The sequence below is a fragment of the Rhizobium sp. BK650 genome, assembly GCF_014195325.1.
Lineage (GTDB): Bacteria > Pseudomonadota > Alphaproteobacteria > Rhizobiales > Rhizobiaceae > Rhizobium.
Genome location: NZ_JACIBK010000018.1, coordinates 1 through 20,503, shown reverse-complemented (window position 1 = coordinate 20,503; position 20,503 = coordinate 1). Strand labels below are relative to the sequence as shown.

The following is a 20,503-nucleotide window of genomic DNA, read 5'->3' as shown; positions in this document are numbered from 1 at the left end:
AGGATCTGGTGGAACCACATACCGGCAGGCGCGTTCAGTTCAGATGGTTTAGGGTAAGCTGCTATGACTATGTTTTACTTCGCGGAACAAGACCGCGAGGGAGTTGTCGAACCAGATATCGGTTTCGATCTTCCTGACCTTCAGGCTGCAATAGATTATGCACGGGATGCCCTTTCCGACATGGCCCTCGACGGCCTTCCGATTGGTAACGGAGCGAGGTATGCTGTTACGGTTCTTGGTCCTGATAGAAGTCCGATTGTGATGGTCAGTCTTCGTTTGTCGCTCGAATTCTGTGGTGGCTCGAAGGAACACGAGAACCGCAGTAATCGCGATACCTGAGGCGAGCCACGTGCATTCAGGCCTCGCTTGTCATAGTGCTCTTCAGGCCTGCGCGCGGCCTCTCGTGCGGTCTCTTCCCAACCCTGCTGCGACATAATCCTTTTCCGGCTCAGGTCTGAAAGTTGCCATTCCATCGCCATAGGCCACGTGATGGGGCCGACAATGTCTTCGCCGTCGCAGGCGATGAAGTGCTGCTTGCTCTCACCGGACCAGGTCTCTCGTCATTTATATCGGGGCTGGTACTCAGCGGTCACCGAACACCCGTCCTCTTCAAGGTTTTCAACCCCGCCTACTTTGGCTTCTGTGCGAGATGGCATCTGACGGTGGCTAACGCCCATCACCCTCGTCAATGTGGCGGCGACCCCCCGACCACATATCGCGTTCGCAAAACGTTCAAGTTGCGCCGCAATACCCTAATTTAGTCCAACTAGAAGGGGAACAACCGGAGGCGGCGGCACTCGCAGAAAATGTGGCGGGGCCAGATTCTACCAAGCTAACGGTCGAGATCGTCCACAGCTTCCGAGTTCCACCTACGAATTTTCGGCCCATCCCGGCGCGCACCAGAAAAGACACCGCTTCATTGAGCAGAAGGTTCGCACCCCCTTGCCACAGCAATGGAGGGCATCGCGACGCCTAGCATCATGAAGATATCGCGATAGACCAGATCGTGATGCCGATGTGGCTCAGTTCTAAGCACATAGGCGACGGCCGAAATGGCAGGAGCCGGAGAGTGAATCAGTCTCCGGCTCCATGGGGCGAAAATAGGTTGGGTTAGCGACAAACATTGGTCGTCCGCGTAACTCGCTCACCATACCGATATGTCGTTACCCGTTTGGTGGTGCACTCCGGGTGGCGCCGGACCTCTTCGTGGACCATTCGTGCTTTCCACCCACGGTGATCGTTATACCAACCACGGTGCTGGCCACGTTCCCAGCCGCGATGCAAACCCGGACCGTCATCAGTGCGAATGATGATGCTGTCCGCATAGGAAGCGGCGGGGACTGCAATCATGGACGAAAAAGCCAGGGCTACAGCAAGAATGATATTTTTCATGGGGCTTTACCTCGCGTTGTTGGACCGCGGTTAAATGATTGCCTGGTCTTTGCGTTCCATCAAAAAACTCCCTTCGGACTTCAGTCTGAAGAGGCGTCAGACCATTGGCGGGCGCCAGATCATCGTTGGCTCATTGCTGCGATCGCCGCCTCCCCAAATGAAATTGTTGGCCAAGCCGAGTTCCGACGGCCAGCTTTCGCTCCGAGCGCTGCTCACCAGCTCCCTCGACGTGGGAAGGAACGCTCGTGATGTCCTCGATCGCCGCAATGCATGTGGCCAAGACGCAGCTGGGCCTCGATGAGAAAACGTACCGTGCCTAAGCTTGCTCGGATCACGGGCAAGCAGTCTGCCAAAGATATGACTGAAGTCGAGCGCCGGAAGGTCCTTAGGTTGCGCCGGGAAGCGTTGTTAGGTGTTGATATCGTGGACATGAGAAAACTCCGCGAGGCTATGCCGCCTAGGCGGCGCGAGTGGCGAATGTGGTTTGACGTGTCGGTGCGGTGTTCAGACCGGTTTCGTTCGGGGGTTAGAAGCCGAGTCTGCGCAGATCCTCGGCGACGAAAATCTGGCCGCTGCGGTTCTTGACGCTCGGCAGTTCGGAGACCTTTGCGCGCCAGGACTTCAGCGCGGAATGATCGTCAGGGATGGCAATGCCGGCGGCGTCCGCGAACATCAGCCCGGCAAACACGGTGATGTCGGCCATCGAGAATGCATCGCCGGCAACGAACGACCGGTCCTGGAGCACCGTGTCGAAATACCTCATGCCGGCGAGCGCCTTGTCGCGCTGGCGATTGCCCCAATCCTGACGTCCAGCCCATTCCGGGCTCTTGAACACTTGCAGCTCGGCGCCGAGGCCCGGCGTCGCGTGATGGAAGTAGTTGCCTACCGCATCGAGCAGCTCGGTCTCGGCCCGCTTCTGCATCATGTGGATGACGGCTTTTTCCTTCGGCGTTTTGCCGGTGAGCCGCGGATCGCCATCGAGGTTGTCGAGATATTCGGTGATGGCGGTGGCTTCCGCGATATAGGTGCCGTCCTCAAGCTGGAGGACCGGCAGCACGCCCAAAGGATTCTTTTCGAGGAAAGCCGGCTGCTTGTGCTCGGCGCCAATGAGGTCAACGGAAACGAACTCGACCTGCGGTTCGAGGCCCTTCTCGGCGAGTACGATGCGAATACGAGCCGGATTGGGAAAGCCGGGGCGATCGAAGATTTTCATGGGAAGCTCCTTTGTCTGTCTATCGATAGATAGATTGCGGTCGTCGTTTATCCCTTCCCTTTTGCCGCGTCAACAACTATCTATCGAGTGGTAGGGAAAGATTTATGATGGCAAAGACCAAGACGGATATGCGCGAGGCGATCATGACCGCCGCTAGATCGACGGTGCAGTCGCATGGCTACAATGCACTCAGCTTTCGTGAGCTTGCCAAAGAGGTGGGGATCAAAAGTGCTAGCGTGCACTATCATTTTCCGACCAAGGGTGACCTCGGCGCCGCCTTGGCGCGTCGCTATACCGAGGAAGGGGCAGCCTATCTCGCTGAGCTTCTGACGACACCCGAAGATGCGAGTTGGTGCATGGACAAATACACGGCGATCTTTCGCTCTGCCCTGGCCAACGATAATCGCATGTGCCTGTGCGGCATCATGAGCGCGGAATTTGACGATCTTCCCACAGAAGTACGGACCGAGATCGACAGGTTCGCCGCCATGAACGTCGGTTGGCTTGCCAAGGTGCTCTCGCGGGCAAAGCCTTCAGCGAGCGACCAGGACTTAGAGGAGCATGCGATGGCTATTTTCGCAGCCATCGAGGGTGCCCAGCTGGTTGCGCGCGGCTGCCGGGATATCGGCATCTATGACCGGACGATCCGATCCTATCGGGCAGCAGGCCTTATCCCGTGATTGGTTACGGCACCGAATACGACGGCGGTCACGGCTGATAGGGTGCGCGCGGCGGTTTACTTGAACTGCCGGCCGACCTTCGAGCCGCGGTCATGAATAATCCTCGTCGTGTTGAAGCGGGTTTGCTTCGGCCCGTTTTTCAACCATTCGTGAGCTATATGGGCCACTTAACCCCGGGCGAAGATGACGGGCGTCGGTTCGAGCGTTTCAATCGTTATACTGTTTTTGAAAAACAGCATAACCCCGGAGTCGAGCTTTTGAAGTCCATCGACCTCATGTATCAGACGATGCTCGCCGAACTGGGTCAGCGCTCGCTCGGCGCCGCTTGGACGGCCGATTTTCCTCCGGAAAGTCGGTTCACCCCGGCGAATATTAAGGGGCGCAAGTACTGGTACTTCGACATTCCAGATGGGCATGGTGGTACGAAACGTCGTTACGTCGGCTCTGATGATGATCCCGACATCGCGCAGCGCGTAGCCGATCATAAGCGAGACAAGGATGATCTACGCGCTCGCAGGCGCTTGGTAAATACCCTGACCCGCGAAGGGGGCATGATCGCCCCTGACGCGATGTCGGGGGATATCGTCGAGGCTCTTGCTGACGGGGGGCTTTTTCGGCTCCGGGGCGTTCTCATCGGCACCGTGGCTTTTCAGTGCTATTCCGGACTGCTGGGCGTCCGCCTTCCCATGGCTGCGATCCTGACCGGCGATGCTGATATCGCCCAGGACTATGCCATCAGTCGGGAGGTTGAAGACAGTCTGCCTCCGATCGTTGAACTGCTGCAGAGCGTCGACCTCAGTTTCCGGCCAGTTCCGCATCGGTCGGGGTCCGCGGCCTCGTCCGCGTTTCAGAATGCCGAGGGCTACAGGGTTGAATTCCTGACGTCGAACCGTGGTTCGGATGATTACAGCGACCAGCCAGCGAAGATCCCCCTTGGTGGCGCCAGCGCGGATCCGCTACGTTTTCTCGACTTCCTCATAAGGGATCCCGTCAGGACAATGCTGCTCACCGAAGCGGTGTCCCAGTCGTCATCCCTGATCCGTCCCGGTATGCGGTCCACAGCTCATAGTCGCTAGCTACCGACACACTGACGGGCAGGGGCTGGCGAAGCGCGAGAAGGACGTTCGTCAAGCTGCGCTGCTCTTTGAAGCCCTACAGCAGACAAGGCGATCTGCTGACTTGGCGCTTGTCTACAACGAAGCATGGGAGCGCGGGCCTGCGTGGCAAGAAGGAATTCGAGCCGGCGCGGCAATGCTGCCGGCACAAGATGCCGAGAGGTTCAGCACGACCCTAATCGAGGGGGCAAAAAAGAACCGCGAAGAAATCGAACTTCCCCTTGGAGAATAGGCGGTCTCCAGCTTCGAAAGCCAAGCAATTGATTTGGTTAGAGGCGGCGAAGATAGATACAGCGACGAGAGTTCGATTCCGCTCAGGGCGCCCATCTGGAGCGCTTGCCAGACTCATTTCTTCGGGACGGCTTTCGGCTTGGGTTGATAGAGGCGACGTTTGACGTTCGCGCGCAAAGCGTTGCGCACATCCTTGTCCACCACCGACAAGTCGAACCATTCCGGATCAAAGTAGCCACCACACCAACGAATGGTCTCGGCATATTCCGGATCTTTCCGATCGGCGATTATCTCCAGGAACCGCTCATAACCGGACACGCCACCAACGTTTTCGGGTGGTCTCGCTCTTTTGCCGGCGGCGCAGGTCGCGTGTTTTGGCGTAGCAGCGAGAATCAGGAACTCCTCGACTATGATTGTATGCCGCCAGCTTCCCCGAAATCATAATGGTAGTTGAAGATAGAACCCTGCTCGAAGTCCAGCAAGCGAACCTCTGTCTGATCGAAGACACGAGGATCGTCGTCAGCCGCATCCTCCGCCAGGATCTCGGCGTCCCCGTACCGCAGGCCACCGATGCGGAACTGATAGCGATGATATTCCACCAGTTGAAAGCGGCCTGAATTCCGAGATGCACCTGCTCCAGGTTCCAATGGACAGGCAGGACCAGACGTCGCCAGACGTTCGGCTCGATCTCGTCGATGGAAACTCTGATCTGTGCAGCGTTTGGAGGTTTGAACATTGCCCAGATGAACAAGGTTGAGAAACGATCGTCAAGAAGGTCGCTGATCGTAGTGCCGTATCCGCACCGTATCGTCCAGCGAAGACCTCTGCCGGCTTCACAGTCTTCACCGCTCGCCACCTCTTTTGTAGCCCCGAACCGGAGCACTGTTTTCTCAGAGTCCGGCACAGAGAAAGCCCCCTCGACCGTTCTCGCAAGCGTGGTGGAGAGCGGCAGTTTCACGCGCGCCGGCGAAATCATGGGTCTCACAGCATCGGGGTGAGCCGTTCGGTGCCACGGCTCGAAGAGCGAATCGGTGTGCGGCTCCTTGACCGGAGCACGCGATCCTTGAGGCTTACCAATGAGGGGGCGCGGCTTTACGAGCTTGCCGCTCCTCATCTCTGCGGGATCGAAGAGGCGGCAAGTCTGGCAGCGGGCGCGGTGGGTCAAGTTCAAGGCTTGCTCCGGGCAAGCGTGAACCCAATCTTTGCCCGAAACGTGCTGGCACCTCGTCTGCCGGAATTTGCGGCCCGTTACTCACAGCTTCGGCTTACCCTTGTCCCGCAACAGGATGGTGGCGATCTGGTCGCCGATGGCGCTGATGTGGCGATCCGTTTCGGTTCGCAGCCGGACTCCACCATGTCATCACGCTTGCTGCTGGAAACGCGCGTGCTGACAGTCGCCTCGCGAAGGTATCTCGTGACGAAGGGGCGTCCTCAAAGGCCGATGGACCTCGTCACCGACGAATGCACCCAGTTCGTGGACCCACAGTGAGGCAGGCCGTTCGAGTGGGAGTTTCAGCAATCTCCCGAGACGGTCATGGTGAAGACGAGCGGTCAATTCACCTTCACGACCCGGATACGATGGTTGAAGCGTGTCTGGCAGGACTGGGGATAGCTCAGGTGCTGGCCTTTGCAGTCGCAGATCATCTGGTTGCCGGGACATTGGTCGGGCTTTTCCCTGATTGGCTTTGCGAGACCTTTCCTCCTTACGCTGTCCGGCCCTCCCGGCGCTTGCCGCCTGACCAAAGTCGAGGCCTTTGTTGCGTTCTGCGAGGAGATCGCAAAGCCAGCAATTTAAGGGCAATGATGCAGGCGGGAGTTAATAGATGCAGGTAAGGCGCGGTGACTGGCGTGTGCCGAGGTCCTTGGAGCGGCACTGCTCAAATGCACAAGGCGGTCGCAGTCGAAGCGTTGATGGCATATGCATCGGATGCAGCTTGGGTTTTACAGGAGATTTGTCGGCCACGGTAGCCGGTTCGTTAGCCTTTCAAGACCTCGAATCGCGCAACAGGAGGCGGGTCCCGACTTCGACGATGGACCTGATCGCCGGGAGCAGTGCCTTTCCCAATTCAGACAACTCATATTCCACTGTCGGCGGGGATGTTGGCATCACCTTACGCGTGAGGACGCCGCGTTGTTCTAGATCCCGCAGCCTGCTCGTCATCACTTTCGCCGAAATGAGTGGATTGTCCCGGCGCAGTTCCGAAAACCGGCGTGGGCCTTCACTGAGAGACCAGAGCACCTCCGGCGTCCAGCAACCGCCGAGCAGATCCATGCATTTCGACATTGGACAGCCGGGGAGCTCCATCACCTTCTTTCGCACTTTAAGGACCATCACGCTTCCTTGGCTGGCAGTTTCCAGTTGGTTACCGGAAAATGAACGTTACCACAAGATACGTGGTTTCCATTGGTAACGATGGTCGATATTCAGAGGCTCTTCCATCCCACAACCAAGAAATGGGTGACCTATGTACGCAGTAACTGGAGCAACAGGACAACTTGGCCGCCTCGTGATCGAGGCGCTGCTGAAAACCATTCCCGCCAACCGGATTGTCGCGGCGGTTCGCAATCCGGCAAAGGCCGGCGATCTGGCTGAACGCGGGGTGATCGTGCATGAGGCGGATTATAGCCGCCCCGAGACGCTTGGTCCGGCGCTGGCCGGGGTGGAGAAACTGCTGCTGATTTCCTCGACCGAAGTCACAGGCCGCTTGCCTCGTCATCGGGCCGTGATCGACGCGGCCACGCAGGCTGGGGTTTCGCTGATCGCCTACACGAGCATGCTGCATGCCGACACGTCGCCGGCAAGGCTCGCAATCGAGCATCGCCAGACAGAGGAGGTCATCGCGGCCTCGGGACTGCCCGCGGTGATCCTACGCAATGGCTGGTACACCGAAAACCACCTCATGGCGCTCCCTCCAGCGCTTGAGCACGGCGCCTTCGTCGGCGCCGCGAAGGGTGGGCGCTTCTCGTCCGCGGCCCGGCAGGACTATGCCGAGGCCGCAGCTGCGGTGCTGGCGACTGGTGGGCATGCCGGGAAGACCTATGAGCTTGCAGCCGACCAGGCCTTTACCCTTGCCGAGCTTGCCGCAGAGGTCTCGCGCCAGTCGGGCAAGACGATCATTTACAACGACCTGTCCGAGGTTGCCTATCGTGATGTCCTGACGGGCGCTGGGCTGCCCGCCGATCTAGCCGCTCTTCTGGCCGATGCCGACGCCGCTGCCTCGCGCGGGGCGCTGTTTGACGACGGTGGTGCGTTAGGCCGGCTGATCGGTCGGCCGACCACTTCGATGCAGAGCCTGGTCGCCGCCGCGTTGCGATCTTGAGGAATTCTCGCACCAACAAGTATGGAACTTCCTGAGTCTGCTTCCGTTTTCCGGAGATTGAAACCATCAGGAGAACCCCCAATGGCAACGACTCCCCGAGGCAGAGCACAGGATAGAGCCAAGGTCGCTGGCGGGCATGATCATGAAGTCCGCTACGAGGCGAAGAAGGAAGGCGTCTCCAAGGGCACGGTCAAGAAGGCCGTGAAGAGCGCCGGCGACTCTGGCAAGAAAGTCGAGCAGGAAATTGGCCGACACTGAGCCGTGAAGCTTGCGACCTATAACGTCAACGGCGTCAACGGCCGGCTTAAAGTCCTCCTCAGATGGTTGGATGAGGCCGCGCCGGACGTCGTCTGCCTCCAGGAGCTGAAGGCGCCGCAGGAAAAGTTTCCGATCAAGGCGATCGAGGCAGCGGGGTACGGGGCCGTCTGGCAGGGCCAGAAGTCCTGGAACGGCGTCGCAATCCTGGCAAGAGGGCAGGAACCCCACCTCACGAGAAAAGGTCTGCCGGGCAAACCCGAAGACGAGCACAGCCGCTACATCGAGGCCATCGTCGACGGGATCGTCATTGGAGGGCTTTATCTCCCGAACGGGAATCCATACCCCGGCCCGAAATTCGACTACAAACTCCGCTGGTTCAAAAGGCTGCATGACTATGCGGCTGAGCTCCTCGAACTGGAAGTTCCGGTCGTGCTCGTGGGCGACTACAATGTCATGCCGACGGAGATCGACGTCTACAAGCCGGAGCGCTGGACGAACGACGCATTGTTCCGCGTTGAAGTCCGGGAAGCATATCGGAAACTCGTCGACCAAGGTTGGACGGATGCTCTGCGCCACCTGCACCCGGACGAACGTATCTACACGTTCTGGGACTATTTTCGTAATGCCTATGCCCGCGACGCCGGGCTGCGGATCGACCATTTCCTGCTGAGCACCGAGGCGGCGGCAAGGCTATTGAAGGCGGAGGTCGCCAGGCATGTGCGCGGATGGGAGCACACGAGCGACCATGCCCCCGTCTGGATCGAATTGGCCGACGTACCGCTCAAGAAGCGAAAGGCGAAGTGAACGAAGTCGGCCGGAAGGCCAGTAGATTACAATAGACTGTCTTGTTCCACCGGCTCGCCAGACTTCGTTACGATCGATGGACCGTAGCGTTCGCGCGACAAAATGATCAGCGCATCGTTCGGCAGTGGTCGAGCGAGGTCCTTCGCCCCGTCCCAAGGGGCCCGCATCCAGATTTTGGTTTCTTCCCTCGTCTGCAGCAGGACAGGATTGGCCTATCAATCGGAGTCGCGCACGCTTGAGCTGCTGGGATTGCCGCGCTGGACAAAGGTCGAGCAGATCCGCGAGCGGGATCTGATGATGTCGCAAGAGGTGCGACAGATGCCGGAGGATCCGATGATTCTGCTCGTCGAAGCCAGCCGCCGATTTTTGGCCGGAAACTTCGGTATCATGCCACCTAGCCGTTCAAGCATGCCGCAGATATTGCGGGCGGGCACCTTGTTGATGTTTCATAGGTGGAGTTTGTCACGGCGCTGCCTGTGCCGGCAACGACGCAGGAATACGATTCTACGTCGGTGTCGTCCGGCGAGAGATTTGTGAAAGCCGGCTTGGAGATGTTGGCCACAACGGACGGGCAGCCCGAGCCTGAAGTCGCGGAAAAGAAGATCGCGCGATCCGTTCCGCGACGATCAGTATCGAGGACAAGGAAAACGGGGCCGGCATCGAACGCTAAATCCGGCGATACTGCGGACGATCTGCGGGCGCGCGCGGAAGCGAAACTGGCGTCGACCGCCGATCGATTGAAGTCGGCGATCCAGAAGTCGCTTGCGGCATCGCCGAGCGTTCCTGCGCCCCGGCGCAAGGCCATTCAGGATATTCTAGCTGTGACAGTCCCGGATGCCGCCGAGATCAGTCTTGAAGAGCGGTGACGCGATGGATGAACGAGATGCATCATCGCTGCGCGCCGGTCGCTTGATTATCCCCTCCGAAATGGCCCCTCTCCCCATCGTCCTTGGCTGCAATGGCGGTGACGATGGCTACGATCGACCGTCTCAGCGCGGCTTGATTATCTTCAGTTCCGCTACAGCCCGAGTTTCGATGTCGCTGCCTGTTTCAAAAAGACCTTGCTTGGACGCGCGGCATCGATGATCTGAAACGAGCGCTGGAGGGGTCTGGTAAGGACCGTCGCTCTGACGCGCTGCCGGACGCGGGTCTTTCGCGAAAGCGCAACCATAAGAAGAACAGCGCGGTCTCTGAAAACTAACCGTTGACGAGCCCGCTCTCCTGCCATATACATCGTTCATCGATCTTTTGCTTGCCGAGCTTTGTCTACCGCGCGATTGGCACCGTGCTTTAAGCGAACTTCCCTTTCAAAAATAGTCGGTTTTCGTCTGCGTGGCGTGAGCTTCGCAGTTTATCAACTTTATGCTTGAAAGGGTTCATCATGACCACTGGCACAGTAAAATGGTTTAATTCCACCAAGGGCTTTGGCTTTATCCAGCCTGATGACGGCGGCGCTGACGCCTTCGTTCACATCTCGGCTGTCGAGCGCGCCGGAATGCGCGAACTCGTCGAAGGCCAGAAGATCGGCTTCGAACTCGAGCGCGATCGTAAGTCCGGCAAGATGTCGGCCTGCAATCTGCAGTCCGCTTAATCGATATCCTGCTTCCCTTGACCACGGATGTACTGGCACTGCCGGAAGCAATGTATCAGTTTGAGGCCAGGCAGTTCGCCTGGCCTCTTTCGTTTGGCCTCATGGCTTAGGATATTCTATGACAGAGACATACAGCAAATCTCGCCAGCAGGCCGAGGCAGCCTTCGGAAATCTCCAGACCGAGTTTTTCGCGAAGAACAATGCGGCGGAAGAGCTCGCATCGATCGCTCAGGAGCGCGATGCCAAGACCATCAGGCTGCGCGAAGCGCGGCTCGCCAAGGAGCAAGCTGGCCGGATCTCCGCAACATCCGCGCTGCTTGCCAAACGATCGAAGTCCCGCTGATCATCCCAAACGCAAAGTCAGATATAGATTTGAGACACGCCAGAAACAACGAACTCACCGACCGACGCTCCGCTGCTGCGGACGCCAAAGCAGCTCTTCTCATCGCATACCGAGCAGCAAAGACGGCGGCAGAGCCATCACAAGCTGCCAGGCAGGCGGAGCGCATCTTGCTTGTCGAAGCCCGCGAAGCGCGCCGCGCGGAACGAGAACGACTGAAAGTCGAGGAGCGCACCCGGCTCGAAACTCTTGCGGCGCAAGAGCAGGCAGCCATCGAGGCAGCCGCCGCGGCCGAGATTGAGGCGCGACAGTCTGCCGAGAATGCCCGGATATCCCGTGTCATTGAAGACGAGGCAGCCCGCAAGGCTGAGCGGGACAGACGCTATGCTGCCCGCAAGGCCCGGCAGGCTTAACGTCCGGGCGCCCACCTTTGAGTGGATGGGGCCGTGGAATAGACCAGGGCGTGATATACAGTCGCGCTCGAACTTACTCATTCTTTAGGAGCCTTTCATGGCACCGGACACGAACGAGCTGCAGGCAATCAATACCGCCTGGCAGATAGCGATCCAGGAAATCCTGCGCATGGTCATACGGGACATGTACCATGGTGCTGGTGAAGCGGCCTTCAGCTCCCACATCAAGCGCATCGAAGAAGCGGCCGTCGACAGCATCCAGACAGATTTGAGGCTTCGCGGCACCAACGAGTGGACCGAGATGCTGGTCAAGGAACGAGCCAGCAATTTCGTGACGACGCTCTTGACGTCCTTCACCTATGACCGGGCATGAATATTCTCATGGTCTTCAAGGTTGATCTGTGAGGCCGCTGCCTAAATCATCCCCACGTAAGCAGCAATAAGCCAAGCGGTCGGGCATGGAAGAACATAGCGCAGAACGCCTTGCAGCCATCGTCGAGTCTTCCTTCGACGCGATCATCAGTAAGGATCTTTCAGGCACGATCGTCAGCTGGAACAGGGCGGCCGAACGCATGTTCGGCTATCCGGAAACCGAAGCGATCGGAAAGCCGATCTATCTGATCATACCCGACGACAAACGGGATGAGGAGGCGGACATCCTGCGCCGGCTGAAACTGGGCGAGCGGGTCGAACCATTCCAGACGACGCGCCGCCACCGAGACGGCCGGATGGTCCCGATCTCGATCACCATTCTCTAATCAAAAGTCGGGCCGGGAAACTCGTCGGTGCATCGAGCATCGCCCGGGACATCTCGGAGACCCGCGAGAGCGATCACCGGCTTCGCCTTTTGATGCGAGAAATCAATCATCGCGTAAAAAATCAATACGCCGTCGTCCTTGCCGTTATTAGGCAGACGGCGACACGGTCTCGCTCAATCGAAGAATTGAGAGGCGGGTCCGCGAACGTATCATGGCGCTGTCTCATACACATGATCTGCTGTCGCATGTCGATTGGGCGGGGGTGAGGCTTGCCGATCTCGTGGGGCATCATCTCCAACCCTTTGAGGCACTACAGCCGGTCGAAATTGTGGGGCCGGAGATCGTACTTGACGCCAACGCTGTCCTTAATCTTGGCATGGCCTTCCACGAACTGATCATGAATGCGATGAGCTTCGGAGTCACGGACGGTGGCGGAATATCGGCTGACGAGCGAAGAGGGCGGTGACATATTCGAGCTCGTCTGGTCTGAGCCGGCCGTGGCTTATGCCGACTTGCTGGCGCAGGAGGAGGGTTTTGGCGCCATGGTTCTCGATAGCCTTTCCGCCTTGTCCGGCCAGGCGAAATGGAGCTCGACGGACGGGCTAATCGTCTAGAAGCTGACAGCGCCGCTTGCACGCATCCAGGTCGGACTGGGATCTTCGGCCTCGCTCTGATTATACCAGGGAGAAGCCGACCAGATGGTCTGCGACATCCGCGCTGCTTGCCGAACGATCCAGGCCCACCTAAAAATTTGGGACACGCGAGAAGGCAGCTCGCCGACAGACGCTTTGCGGCTGCGTACCTCTAGGCGTCCCGTCTCACTGGCGCCGGGCTGCAAAGATGGCGGGCAGAGCTATCACGATTAGCAACGCGCATCCCTCTTGTCGAAGCTCGAGAAGCGGGCGGGCGGAGCGGGAGCAATTGAAGCTCGCGGAGCGCCAAAAGCCGGTCAACGAACCGCTTCATTGGCATGGCGTTCCAAAAATCGGAATCCCTTAGGGCCGTAACGAAGTGAAGGACGGCCTTGGCCGAGGCTTTCTTGCCCCGCGAGGATGGGCGCATAGCGACCAGGGGAAGAAAACGAGCAGGCCGTTGCGGAAAGACGATCGAGCCGAGCTTGCGAGGCGGTTTTTGGTCAGACAAGCCGCATCGAGACCGCGGTGGGCGAGCCGTTGCTTGGAGAAGGATCAGCCAATGGCTCCGTCAGGGCGGGCGCGAACCTGGACGGTGTTTTCCGAAATATCACTGCTATCGAAGCACCCCCCACGTCGCCTGCATTAAACATGATCGTCCTCAAGCAATGCGTCGAGGCCGCTCATCAGCTCCGCATGGACCGCATCGGGCGCGTCGTCGAGACCGTAGGCCACGGTGTGCGAAGCGCCGACAAGCTTTCGATACTGTTCCGTCGTCAGAATGACGAGCTTTTCCTTGCCGCGCTTGGTGAGCGCCACCGGCTCGATCAAGGCCGCCTCTAGGATCTCTCCCGAGGCCCGGTTCATATCGGAAAACGAAAACTGCTTCATAGGTACCTCCAGGCAATTACGTAAAACACGTATTCTATGCGATTCACGCAAGTCAGTAGTTTGCTGCAGCCGGTTCGCTTTTACCGCCGGCCTGGAGAGCCGATCGAGATATGTTCTCACCAGGCAGCGCAGCCGACAAGGGTAAGAACGTGATTGTGGCCCTTACGGGAAATCTATCAAGGCGCAGCCGCTCTTTAATCAGAGCTGCTTCATCAAGTCTGCTAATAGACCGGTCCCTTGTCGCGCAATCAAGGGAATTCGCCCATGGCTGCGCCGCATACACCGAATGCTCGTGAAAACGCGCTTCAGCGCATTGACTTTAAATGGCGCCGAAACAAATGCTTGGCCCGCCTAACAGAGGAGAACACTGATGGCTGACGAAACCATGATTGAGACCACTGCCACGACCGAAGCTGCCGCTGAAAAGAAGACCCGCAAGCCACGGACGCCGAAAGCCGCCGCCGAAGCCAGCTCCGTCGATGCCATCGCTGCACCTGCCGAAAAGCCGGCCAAGAAGACGCGGGCGAAGCGTGGTTCCAAGCCGGTTCCGGTCAAGGCTGAAAAGGCAGTTGCCGCGCCGAAGTCGGTCGCCACCCGCGCGCCTCGCGTCGAGGCTGCTGCTTCCGCTCCGGTCGCTACCTCTGTTGACATGATCGACGATATCGCCGACCTCATCAAGCTTGAGGAAGAGAATAGGCAGCTTCGCAAGGAACTCTCCGAAAAACTGCGGGCCGAAAATGCGGATCTGCGCAAGCGCCTCGGCAAGGCCTGAATTCTGATTTTGAGCGGCGCCACGTATTTCAACGCGATGGCGCCGTCGATCTTTCGTCTGATCGGACCAAGATCAACGCGGTCTTGGTAACAGCGAACGACCGCGGCGATGTCCCGCCACCATGCTTTGAAGGTTGAATGCAATGAGAACGCCATGGAGATTTGTAGCTGACCTGGTGTCGCGTAAGCCGAAGACACATGGTCATGACGAGAGCTCAGCAGTCGCACCGAAGACCATCGCTATCGAATACAAGCCTGTGTCCGAGGAGGAACAACCTGGCCTCGATGCGGCTGAAGTCGGCCGCTCCGCTGAACCCGGCTCCCAGACGCAAGTCGAGGCAAGCCGACCCCAATTTGATACCGATCCGACTGAAGCCGGAACGGCGGCATCAGTTGCAGCAGAAGCTCCCGCGGCCGCAGTCGGTACTGAAGAGCCCGCAAAGGTCCCCACCACGCGGCGGGCCGAGGAAACCTCACCTGCTTCCCCTAGGACCAAAGCTGCCGAAACACCGGTGAAGCCAGCGTCGGCACGTCGAAAGAAGGTTGAGCCGATCGTGGAGCCGACGGCTTCGGTCGGAACTGCGTTAGAAGAATCTCCTGACGTCGCAGCCGGCCCGAAATCCTTCGCGGATGAAATGGCCGACCTCGATGCGGAGGTCGCTGCGTTGCGGCGCCAGCTTGGAAAGAGGCTCGTCGAGCAGAACGCGCAATTGCGCCAAATGCTCGCGAGGTTCGACGTGCGTTAGTCGTGGCCGCCGTCCCCGATCGGGAAGGCTCCGCGAGGCGGCGTCCATGATCTTCATCAATCTCGGTTTGGGCAGGACCAGATGAGCGTTAGGCCGCGACTTTCACGTCCGCTTCAGGTTGCAACGAATGTAAGAAGCTCACGGCGCGTTGCGCATGAGCTGCCGCCTGGAAGATTGTCCGCTTGTCATCGGCAGGACCGATAGCCAGGGCTTCAGACAGGACGCGTGATCCGGTGGCGGCTCGAGCTCCGGCGCGATACCGAGGTCGGCACAATGGAAGCAACTGCCAAGCTCGGCGATCAGTTCTTCGCGGGCGCGCTCCGTGCGATCTTTCGCATACCTTGAGAGGTCGCGATTGAGCCGGTGCGAGGCACCGGCCCAGTGGGTGTTGCCGATATCGGCATAAGACGCATTATGCCCGTAAGCTGGATTATGCCGCATGCAGCTAGCACAAGAGGCAAAGGAACCCGAACCCGCAGCGGGCGAGTAGAGATGGCGGACCGGGGTGCCGGCAAATGCCTGCACTTGGTCTCCTGAGTCCTCTGTGGGCTGCGCGACACTCTCCAGCCCTCGTGACGGTGTTGGAGCCACAGGGTTCCCAGGAAGACCGTTCGGCCTACGTTTGGAGGCTCGTTCACGCCGGCCAATACCGCGGCCCCGGCCCTTTGCGCGCTACCACGTCGGCAGGGTTGACGATGTCATCATGGTACTGCGACTGGAAGACCGAGCAGCGTTGGCGCCTCCCTCAGGGCTCTCGTTGTCGTTCGGACGGCAATTTCGAGGGCAACTCCCGGGCAGTCCTTGGTACAAAACCGACGGTGAAGCCGAAGAGCTTGCCGATTTTGTCAAGCGTTTCAAATGTTGGGTTCGCGGTGCCGGCTTCGATTTCTGCGATTTGCCGTCGCGTGAGCCCAAGCATCTTGGAGAACTCCTCCTGCGTCATCCCAAAGCTCTTGCGGATTTCGGCAACTGCGCCAGGCAGGCGCAGCGCGCCGTGGTGCGCCCGCTCCGCAAGAATTCTGCGATCCTCCAGAATTTTCTCTTTCGTGGGTTTTTTCCAGCGAGCCATCTGATCTGCCTACTTCCGATATTAAGTGCAGGCCACCGAAAGACTGTCCGCAATCTCAACACAGCGGCTCATGGCCCGATCGATAATCTCGCGCGCTGCTCCGTAGTCTTCCGCGATTTGGGGAGCCTGCCTCAGGCGATCGGCAAATTGGCTGAGCGTATCCATAAGGCGCCCCTGTTCATCGGCGCCTAGCATAAGCTCGCTGCAGACCAGTTTCCAATCGGGAAGGTGATCGAGGCCCGCATCACGCATGGAAGCCCACCGTGTGGAGCGAATTATGCCTTCCTTGGCGAGACGCATGGGGGCAAAATCGAATAGCGGCGACAGCCTGATCGTCCCATCAGGATGCTTGCTCAATGCCGAGTTCCGACCGTGATTGTCGGGATTTCCGAGGGCGAGGTTGGCAATGTCGCGCTTCAAATACTCAACGACGTCCGCGAACGGATCGGACGAAAATCGCCTCAAGACTTCGATATAGGCTTCGTGCGCGCCGATAAAGCCGAAATCGGCGACACCGATAGCCGACACCAGGCTTTCCTGTCCGAGGCGCAGTACCTGGCCACCTCGCCCCATTTGCCGATCGAAACGAGGAATGATCAGCACGCCTTCGGCGTAGGTCGAGACTTCGCTGACATTCAGGCCGATCTCCGCGGCAATGCGGGAATAAAGGCCTTCGCCCTCAAGGATCAGACGATCCGTGGGCTCGGTGCTGCGAACCAGTTTGACGATAACATGTCGTATAGCTTCGTCGTCAGAGACGAAGCTGTCCGGGTAATACAATCCATCAGTGGCCTGGGTCATCGAAACTTTCGGCCACTCACCCTGAAGGCCACTCGAGCCGGAGGCGAGCACTCCGAAACGATCGGCGACTTCCATGAAGCGGTCGGATCGCTCCAGAATTTGCGCCTCGGTGACGCCTTGGCGCTGCACGCCATGCAGACGTTCTGCTTCGGAATCGGCTGCTTGCCTGATCCGAATATTGCCTATGCCACCTGTGGCTGATCGGAGAAGCAGGGGAAGATCGGATGCGCGCGCTGCCTCGACGAGCCCTAGATGTTCGGCGAGCCTTCGCCTCGCATGTCCTTGCGGCATGAGGTCCAGCAGGAAGGGAGGCCAATGAGGGTCATATCGGTTCTCGAGGTCCACCGGATAGCGGACGGACAGTGCGCGTAGGTCGCAAACCTTTTCGCCCGAAGCGAATTCCTGAGATGCTTCCGCAATGAAATAGTCGAGGTCATAGTCGACGATCGACGCCCCCTGGTAGCCGGCGTCGTTATCTTTTATCTCTAAGGTCGCGGCCTGATGCCACTCGTGGTCAAAATGGATTTGCAGCGCTAGTCGCATCTATCGACCCCTATGATGGATCAATTAAAGCCTTTCTGAGATAAAATCAACCCATTATAGTGGATCAATAATTTGGGCGTCGCGCGACCAGCCAGTTGTGCAAACGAGGGTCACTACCTGCTTGTTGCCCTGGTTGAGATTGTCCAGGGATGCTGCAAGAGCGGATAGCGATTGGCTGTGAGCGCGGCTGAATGCAATTGCACTATGCTGGCAGTCGTTCGGATCCTATGACCTGAAGAATGGCTGGCAGGACGGTATGCCATGCATAGAGACGGCAAGAGAGTTACCGCAGTGCCGTCACGATGCCGATCGCGATTAACGCCGGCCCCGCTATGAGGTGGAGGTGCGTGAGAAGCTGGCTCGGGAGGCGCTGGCGAAAGAGCCACACTGATCCGCTCATCGTCCAATACCAGGAGAGCGTGCCGAGGCCCACTCCGCAGACGATCAGGATGTGGAAGGGTCCCCCGATCTCATCGGTCAGCACGAGGGAGCCGGCGAACGCGAGATAGGGCAGCAGCGTCATAGGGTTCGCCAATGCCAAACCTGCACCGGCAAAAAATGACCCGAGTTCACCCTTGGTTAGTATCTTGTTGTCCCGGGCACTAGGTTGTCGGAAGAGGGTCCAAATACCTATCAGCACAAAGACCACCCCCGAGAAAAAATGAGATTGCGTTTGAAATCCGGCGAAAGGTGCGGCCGAGACATGGGCGCCAAATACTGCCAAGGTCGCATAGAGACCATGGGTCGTTGCTGCGCCTGCACCACTTGCCAACCCAGGTCCCACCCCACGCACGAGACTCTGCTCCAGGCACATCATACTGACCGGCCCGAACGGCATAGCGATCGACAGCCCGAAGACGAAGCTTGAGATAAAATGATCCACACCCACCCCTCTCGGTGTTCCCTGAGAAGGCGCTACTTTAAATAACACCTCCTTGGCATTCTTGTTTTGACGATCGACACGTCACAATTAGAAGAAGATCATCCTGAATCCGGGTCTGCATCACCTGAACGAGTAGTGCTTGTTAAAATTTCAGCGCCACGTTATCGTCTCACGGCAAGACTAGCGTCGGTCACGCGTCGGGGCGTTTGGATGAAACATTCAACATCGGAGCTGGAAAGGTTATCGGAGATCATCGGCCTGATCTACGATACTATTCTCGACGAGACGATTTGGCCGGAGACGCTACATCAGATCTGTGACTATACTGGCGGCAGCGCTTCTCGCATCTATTGGCGTGACGCGACCAATGGGATGGGCGAGACCGTCTATTCCTGGGGGATCGCGCCAGATTTCCTCCGCTTATATCGTGAGAAATTTGTCACCCTCAATCCCACCTACCCGGCGTCAATCTTCATCAAACCGGGAGATGTGTTTTTCGAGCCGTGATCTCGTTCCCTCAGAAGAGTTTCAGGCCAGCCGTTTCTTTCGTGAATGGGCAGCTCCGCAAGGCTTTCTGGACGCGGCCATCTTCAATATTCAACGCTACGAGGCCAGCGCCGCAGCTTTCACGGTTATTACTGGCGATCGCTATGGTCTCGTGGACGAGAACTTGCGGATGAGGCTGAAGAGGCTGGCGCCGCATCTGCAACGCTCCGCGCTAATTCGCCGCGAATTTGGAAGACACGAAAAGCGTATTCTGTCGCTGGAAGCGGCGCTGAACCGGGTGGAGGCCGGCGTGTTCATTCTCGATCCAGGCGGCCAAGTGACCTGGACTAACCAGAGTGCGCAATCGCTTCTAACCATGGGCGACATCATCCGCGACGACGCGTTCGGCCTAACATTCTCCGACCCCAACGCCCATCGGCTGCTCCGCGAGGTGTTGTCGGGCGATCATGGTCGGCCGGAGCAGCTTCTTCTTGACCGTCCTGCGCTGATCAAGTTGATCGACAGTCAAGGTGGCGAATGGATCGCCTCGCTGATGCAACTCGCGCCGGATTCGCAAACGCAGGCTGCCTTCGAGCGGGTCGGCCGGTCGGCGCGTGCAGCATTGTTCGTGCGGCGCACGGAGACCGTCCCGAAATCCGGAGTTGAGGCCTGTGCAAACCTTTATGGCCTGACGCCCTCCGAGATGCGTGTTCTTCAGGCCGCGCTGGAGATTCACACCGTAGCGGAGATCGCGAGCGCGCTGGGGGTATCGCCGAACACCATCAAGAAGCATCTGTCTTCGATCTTCGCGAAGATGGGTGTCAGCCGCCGCGCGGGTCTCATCCGCCTTGTCATGGCTGCCCGCCCTTAATCCGAACGTCGCACGAAGCGGCTTTCTTTGTGACAAAGACGTTACCGGCCAAGACTTCTCCGGCTTATCTGACGAAGCCGTTAATGGACAAGGTCGCACGCGCGTTCAGGGAGGAGTGAGAGAAGGACGCTCTCCCGGAATAGAAATCTTGAGCCTGTTTCGATTGGTACGAAGAACCGCGGGCCGACGGTTCGATTCTGTTCAACTGCAAAAAGGTCGCGGAAATCGTTCGCACTCGCAGGTGGGCTGTCGACCGCCGCGGAGCAATGGGGTTTTGATCGCCGGTGGATCATCCGAAGGGTATGGAGCAAGGCCATCGGCGCTAAGCCGATGCTCTTATGGCGACATTACTGCAAGCCGAGATTTTGGTGACGAGACCTGACCGTGTAGCCGGAAAATAGGAGGGTCAAAGGTTCTACCCGCTTCGAGGCGTCCAGCGGCCTGATCTGCAGATTATGCTGGGTCGCGCTGCGCTGCAGTTAGGCAATTGCGGATCGATCGCCTTCGACGACGACATTGAAGAAGCTCTGAGCGATCTGCCTGACGAGTTCGGCAAGACGCGCAATGATACAATTAGGTTCATCGTCCGGGAGTTGATGGGATCGTGTCCCACGGAGTGGTGTAGCTTGACGGCCACGGCTCATCCCAGAGGGCCGGATGAGTGTCAGCTTGCTGCTGGCAGGCTGATGAATGGA

23 protein-coding genes and 7 pseudogenes are annotated in these 20,503 nt (G+C 58.5%); 21 read left to right on the top strand and 9 right to left on the bottom strand.

Going from position 1 to position 20,503, the window contains the following annotated elements:
• Window positions 1-63: 63 nt before the first annotated feature.
• On the top strand, window positions 64-339 hold the full coding sequence (locus FHX15_RS28960) for a DUF6894 family protein (protein ID WP_184401791.1): 276 nt from the start codon (window positions 64-66) through the stop codon (window positions 337-339).
• Window positions 340-1,918: 1,579 nt separating this feature from the next.
• On the opposite strand, the gene FHX15_RS28955 is transcribed toward FHX15_RS28960, so the two are convergent.
• The gene (locus tag FHX15_RS28955) at window positions 1,919-2,605 is read right to left on the bottom strand and encodes a glutathione S-transferase family protein (RefSeq protein ID WP_184401790.1); all 687 of its coding nucleotides are present in this window, start codon (window positions 2,603-2,605) and stop codon (window positions 1,919-1,921) included.
• Between the two features lie 104 nt (window positions 2,606-2,709).
• Here FHX15_RS28955 and FHX15_RS28950 point away from each other — a divergent pair, with 104 nt between their 5' ends.
• Both FHX15_RS28950 and FHX15_RS28945 read left to right on the top strand, forming a co-directional pair.
• On the top strand, window positions 2,710-3,285 hold the full coding sequence (locus FHX15_RS28950) for a TetR/AcrR family transcriptional regulator (RefSeq protein WP_184401789.1): 576 nt from the start codon (window positions 2,710-2,712) through the stop codon (window positions 3,283-3,285).
• Between the two features lie 257 nt (window positions 3,286-3,542).
• A pseudogene (locus tag FHX15_RS28945) lies at window positions 3,543-4,632 on the top strand (GSU2403 family nucleotidyltransferase fold protein).
• Window positions 4,633-4,745: 113 nt separating this feature from the next.
• Here the strand turns inward: FHX15_RS28945 and FHX15_RS28940 are convergent.
• Window positions 4,746-5,367, bottom strand: a pseudogene (locus FHX15_RS28940) (plasmid pRiA4b ORF-3 family protein).
• Between the two features lie 258 nt (window positions 5,368-5,625).
• Between FHX15_RS28940 and FHX15_RS31660 the strand changes: the two are divergent.
• The 3 genes and pseudogenes from FHX15_RS31660 to FHX15_RS31900 all read left to right on the top strand — a co-directional run.
• Window positions 5,626-5,673: pseudogene (locus FHX15_RS31660) on the top strand (hypothetical protein); the annotation flags it as partial.
• 21 nt (window positions 5,674-5,694) lie between these two features.
• Window positions 5,695-6,120: a LysR substrate-binding domain-containing protein gene (locus tag FHX15_RS31250; protein WP_246779140.1), complete on the top strand. Its 426-nt coding sequence runs from the start codon at window positions 5,695-5,697 to the stop codon at window positions 6,118-6,120.
• Window positions 6,093-6,464: a LysR substrate-binding domain-containing protein gene (locus tag FHX15_RS31900; RefSeq protein WP_409527045.1), complete on the top strand. Its 372-nt coding sequence runs from the start codon at window positions 6,093-6,095 to the stop codon at window positions 6,462-6,464. Before FHX15_RS31250 ends, FHX15_RS31900 begins: the two co-directional genes overlap by 28 nt.
• A 151-nt stretch (window positions 6,465-6,615) precedes the next feature.
• On the opposite strand, the gene FHX15_RS28930 is transcribed toward FHX15_RS31900, so the two are convergent.
• On the bottom strand, window positions 6,616-6,903 hold the full coding sequence (locus FHX15_RS28930) for a helix-turn-helix domain-containing protein (RefSeq protein ID WP_246779139.1): 288 nt from the start codon (window positions 6,901-6,903) through the stop codon (window positions 6,616-6,618).
• A gap of 193 nt (window positions 6,904-7,096) precedes the next feature.
• Here FHX15_RS28930 and FHX15_RS28925 point away from each other — a divergent pair, with 193 nt between their 5' ends.
• From FHX15_RS28925 to xth, 3 genes are all read left to right on the top strand, one after another.
• Complete coding sequence (locus FHX15_RS28925; RefSeq protein ID WP_184401787.1) at window positions 7,097-7,951, top strand: SDR family oxidoreductase; 855 nt, start codon at window positions 7,097-7,099, stop codon at window positions 7,949-7,951.
• A gap of 81 nt (window positions 7,952-8,032) precedes the next feature.
• Complete coding sequence (locus FHX15_RS28920; RefSeq protein WP_184401786.1) at window positions 8,033-8,209, top strand: DUF3606 domain-containing protein; 177 nt, start codon at window positions 8,033-8,035, stop codon at window positions 8,207-8,209.
• 3 nt (window positions 8,210-8,212) lie between these two features.
• Window positions 8,213-9,013, top strand: a complete 801-nt coding sequence (gene xth, locus FHX15_RS28915; RefSeq protein WP_184401785.1) for an exodeoxyribonuclease III — start codon at window positions 8,213-8,215, stop codon at window positions 9,011-9,013.
• Window positions 9,014-9,039: 26 nt separating this feature from the next.
• On the opposite strand, the pseudogene FHX15_RS31655 reads toward xth, so the two are convergent.
• Window positions 9,040-9,225: pseudogene (locus FHX15_RS31655) on the bottom strand (SOS response-associated peptidase); the annotation flags it as partial.
• Between the two features lie 240 nt (window positions 9,226-9,465).
• On the opposite strand from FHX15_RS31655, the gene FHX15_RS28910 reads away from it, so the two are divergent.
• The 8 genes and pseudogenes from FHX15_RS28910 to FHX15_RS31895 all read left to right on the top strand — a co-directional run bounded on the left by FHX15_RS28910 (window position 9,466) and on the right by FHX15_RS31895 (window position 12,729).
• A complete protein-coding gene (locus FHX15_RS28910; RefSeq protein ID WP_184401784.1) occupies window positions 9,466-9,879 on the top strand; it encodes a hypothetical protein in 414 nt (137 codons plus the stop codon).
• Between the two features lie 515 nt (window positions 9,880-10,394).
• A complete protein-coding gene (locus tag FHX15_RS28905; protein ID WP_016736157.1) occupies window positions 10,395-10,604 on the top strand; it encodes a cold-shock protein in 210 nt (69 codons plus the stop codon).
• A gap of 118 nt (window positions 10,605-10,722) precedes the next feature.
• Window positions 10,723-10,947 carry a hypothetical protein gene (locus FHX15_RS28900; RefSeq protein WP_184401783.1) on the top strand — a complete coding sequence of 75 codons (225 nt, stop codon included), beginning with the start codon at window positions 10,723-10,725 and terminating at the stop codon, window positions 10,945-10,947.
• A 29-nt stretch (window positions 10,948-10,976) separates the two neighbouring features.
• The gene (locus FHX15_RS28895; protein ID WP_184401782.1) at window positions 10,977-11,357 is read left to right on the top strand and encodes a DUF6481 family protein; all 381 of its coding nucleotides are present in this window, start codon (window positions 10,977-10,979) and stop codon (window positions 11,355-11,357) included.
• A gap of 97 nt (window positions 11,358-11,454) precedes the next feature.
• Entirely contained in the window at window positions 11,455-11,730 is a 276-nt protein-coding gene (locus tag FHX15_RS28890) for a hypothetical protein (RefSeq protein ID WP_184401781.1), read from the top strand.
• Between the two features lie 85 nt (window positions 11,731-11,815).
• Entirely contained in the window at window positions 11,816-12,115 is a 300-nt protein-coding gene (locus FHX15_RS31245) for a PAS domain-containing protein (protein WP_246779129.1), read from the top strand.
• A 92-nt stretch (window positions 12,116-12,207) separates the two neighbouring features.
• Window positions 12,208-12,581: pseudogene (locus tag FHX15_RS31240) on the top strand (HWE histidine kinase domain-containing protein).
• The gene (locus FHX15_RS31895) at window positions 12,544-12,729 is read left to right on the top strand and encodes a hypothetical protein (protein ID WP_409527044.1); all 186 of its coding nucleotides are present in this window, start codon (window positions 12,544-12,546) and stop codon (window positions 12,727-12,729) included. Before FHX15_RS31240 ends, FHX15_RS31895 begins: the two are co-directional and overlap by 38 nt.
• 663 nt (window positions 12,730-13,392) lie before the next feature.
• Here FHX15_RS31895 and FHX15_RS28880 read toward each other — a convergent pair.
• On the bottom strand, window positions 13,393-13,638 hold the full coding sequence (locus FHX15_RS28880) for a type II toxin-antitoxin system Phd/YefM family antitoxin (protein ID WP_184401780.1): 246 nt from the start codon (window positions 13,636-13,638) through the stop codon (window positions 13,393-13,395).
• A gap of 370 nt (window positions 13,639-14,008) precedes the next feature.
• On the opposite strand from FHX15_RS28880, the gene FHX15_RS28875 reads away from it, so the two are divergent.
• Window positions 14,009-14,410 carry a hypothetical protein gene (locus tag FHX15_RS28875; protein ID WP_184401779.1) on the top strand — a complete coding sequence of 134 codons (402 nt, stop codon included), beginning with the start codon at window positions 14,009-14,011 and terminating at the stop codon, window positions 14,408-14,410.
• 256 nt (window positions 14,411-14,666) lie between these two features.
• Window positions 14,667-15,155: a hypothetical protein gene (locus tag FHX15_RS28870; protein ID WP_184401778.1), complete on the top strand. Its 489-nt coding sequence runs from the start codon at window positions 14,667-14,669 to the stop codon at window positions 15,153-15,155.
• 88 nt (window positions 15,156-15,243) lie between these two features.
• Here FHX15_RS28870 and FHX15_RS28865 read toward each other — a convergent pair.
• The 4 genes and pseudogenes from FHX15_RS28865 to FHX15_RS28850 all read right to left on the bottom strand — a co-directional run.
• Window positions 15,244-15,542 (bottom strand): annotated as a pseudogene (locus FHX15_RS28865) (zincin-like metallopeptidase domain-containing protein); the annotation flags it as partial.
• A 358-nt stretch (window positions 15,543-15,900) separates the two neighbouring features.
• Entirely contained in the window at window positions 15,901-16,224 is a 324-nt protein-coding gene (locus tag FHX15_RS28860; protein WP_184401777.1) for a helix-turn-helix transcriptional regulator, read from the bottom strand.
• 21 nt (window positions 16,225-16,245) lie between these two features.
• On the bottom strand, window positions 16,246-17,568 hold the full coding sequence (locus tag FHX15_RS28855) for a type II toxin-antitoxin system HipA family toxin (RefSeq protein WP_184401776.1): 1,323 nt from the start codon (window positions 17,566-17,568) through the stop codon (window positions 16,246-16,248).
• Window positions 17,569-17,851: 283 nt separating this feature from the next.
• Complete coding sequence (locus FHX15_RS28850) at window positions 17,852-18,451, bottom strand: LysE family transporter (protein WP_184401775.1); 600 nt, start codon at window positions 18,449-18,451, stop codon at window positions 17,852-17,854.
• A 367-nt stretch (window positions 18,452-18,818) separates the two neighbouring features.
• Between FHX15_RS28850 and FHX15_RS28845 the strand changes: the two genes are divergently transcribed.
• The gene (locus tag FHX15_RS28845; RefSeq protein ID WP_184401774.1) at window positions 18,819-19,808 is read left to right on the top strand and encodes a LuxR C-terminal-related transcriptional regulator; all 990 of its coding nucleotides are present in this window, start codon (window positions 18,819-18,821) and stop codon (window positions 19,806-19,808) included.
• 431 nt (window positions 19,809-20,239) lie between these two features.
• Window positions 20,240-20,407 (top strand): annotated as a pseudogene (locus FHX15_RS31235) (CopG family transcriptional regulator); the annotation flags it as partial.
• Window positions 20,408-20,503 lie beyond the last annotated feature (96 nt).

Coding starts and splice junctions, on each gene's coding strand:
- FHX15_RS28950 (WP_184401789.1), top strand. CDS start 2,710: ATGATGGCAAAGACCAAGACGGATATGCGCGAGGCGATCATGACCGCC.
- FHX15_RS28955 (WP_184401790.1), bottom strand. CDS start 2,605: ATGAAAATCTTCGATCGCCCCGGCTTTCCCAATCCGGCTCGTATTCGC.
- FHX15_RS28925 (WP_184401787.1), top strand. CDS start 7,097: ATGTACGCAGTAACTGGAGCAACAGGACAACTTGGCCGCCTCGTGATC.
- FHX15_RS31245 (WP_246779129.1), top strand. CDS start 11,816: ATGGAAGAACATAGCGCAGAACGCCTTGCAGCCATCGTCGAGTCTTCC.
- FHX15_RS28960 (WP_184401791.1), top strand. CDS start 64: ATGACTATGTTTTACTTCGCGGAACAAGACCGCGAGGGAGTTGTCGAA.
- FHX15_RS28905 (WP_016736157.1), top strand. CDS start 10,395: ATGACCACTGGCACAGTAAAATGGTTTAATTCCACCAAGGGCTTTGGC.
- FHX15_RS28855 (WP_184401776.1), bottom strand. CDS start 17,568: ATGCGACTAGCGCTGCAAATCCATTTTGACCACGAGTGGCATCAGGCC.
- FHX15_RS28920 (WP_184401786.1), top strand. CDS start 8,033: ATGGCAACGACTCCCCGAGGCAGAGCACAGGATAGAGCCAAGGTCGCT.
- FHX15_RS28845 (WP_184401774.1), top strand. CDS start 18,819: ATGGGATGGGCGAGACCGTCTATTCCTGGGGGATCGCGCCAGATTTCC.
- FHX15_RS31900 (WP_409527045.1), top strand. CDS start 6,093: ATGCACCCAGTTCGTGGACCCACAGTGAGGCAGGCCGTTCGAGTGGGA.
- FHX15_RS28930 (WP_246779139.1), bottom strand. CDS start 6,903: ATGGATCTGCTCGGCGGTTGCTGGACGCCGGAGGTGCTCTGGTCTCTC.
- FHX15_RS28890 (WP_184401781.1), top strand. CDS start 11,455: ATGGCACCGGACACGAACGAGCTGCAGGCAATCAATACCGCCTGGCAG.
- FHX15_RS28860 (WP_184401777.1), bottom strand. CDS start 16,224: ATGGCTCGCTGGAAAAAACCCACGAAAGAGAAAATTCTGGAGGATCGC.
- FHX15_RS28900 (WP_184401783.1), top strand. CDS start 10,723: ATGACAGAGACATACAGCAAATCTCGCCAGCAGGCCGAGGCAGCCTTC.
- FHX15_RS28875 (WP_184401779.1), top strand. CDS start 14,009: ATGGCTGACGAAACCATGATTGAGACCACTGCCACGACCGAAGCTGCC.
- FHX15_RS28880 (WP_184401780.1), bottom strand. CDS start 13,638: ATGAAGCAGTTTTCGTTTTCCGATATGAACCGGGCCTCGGGAGAGATC.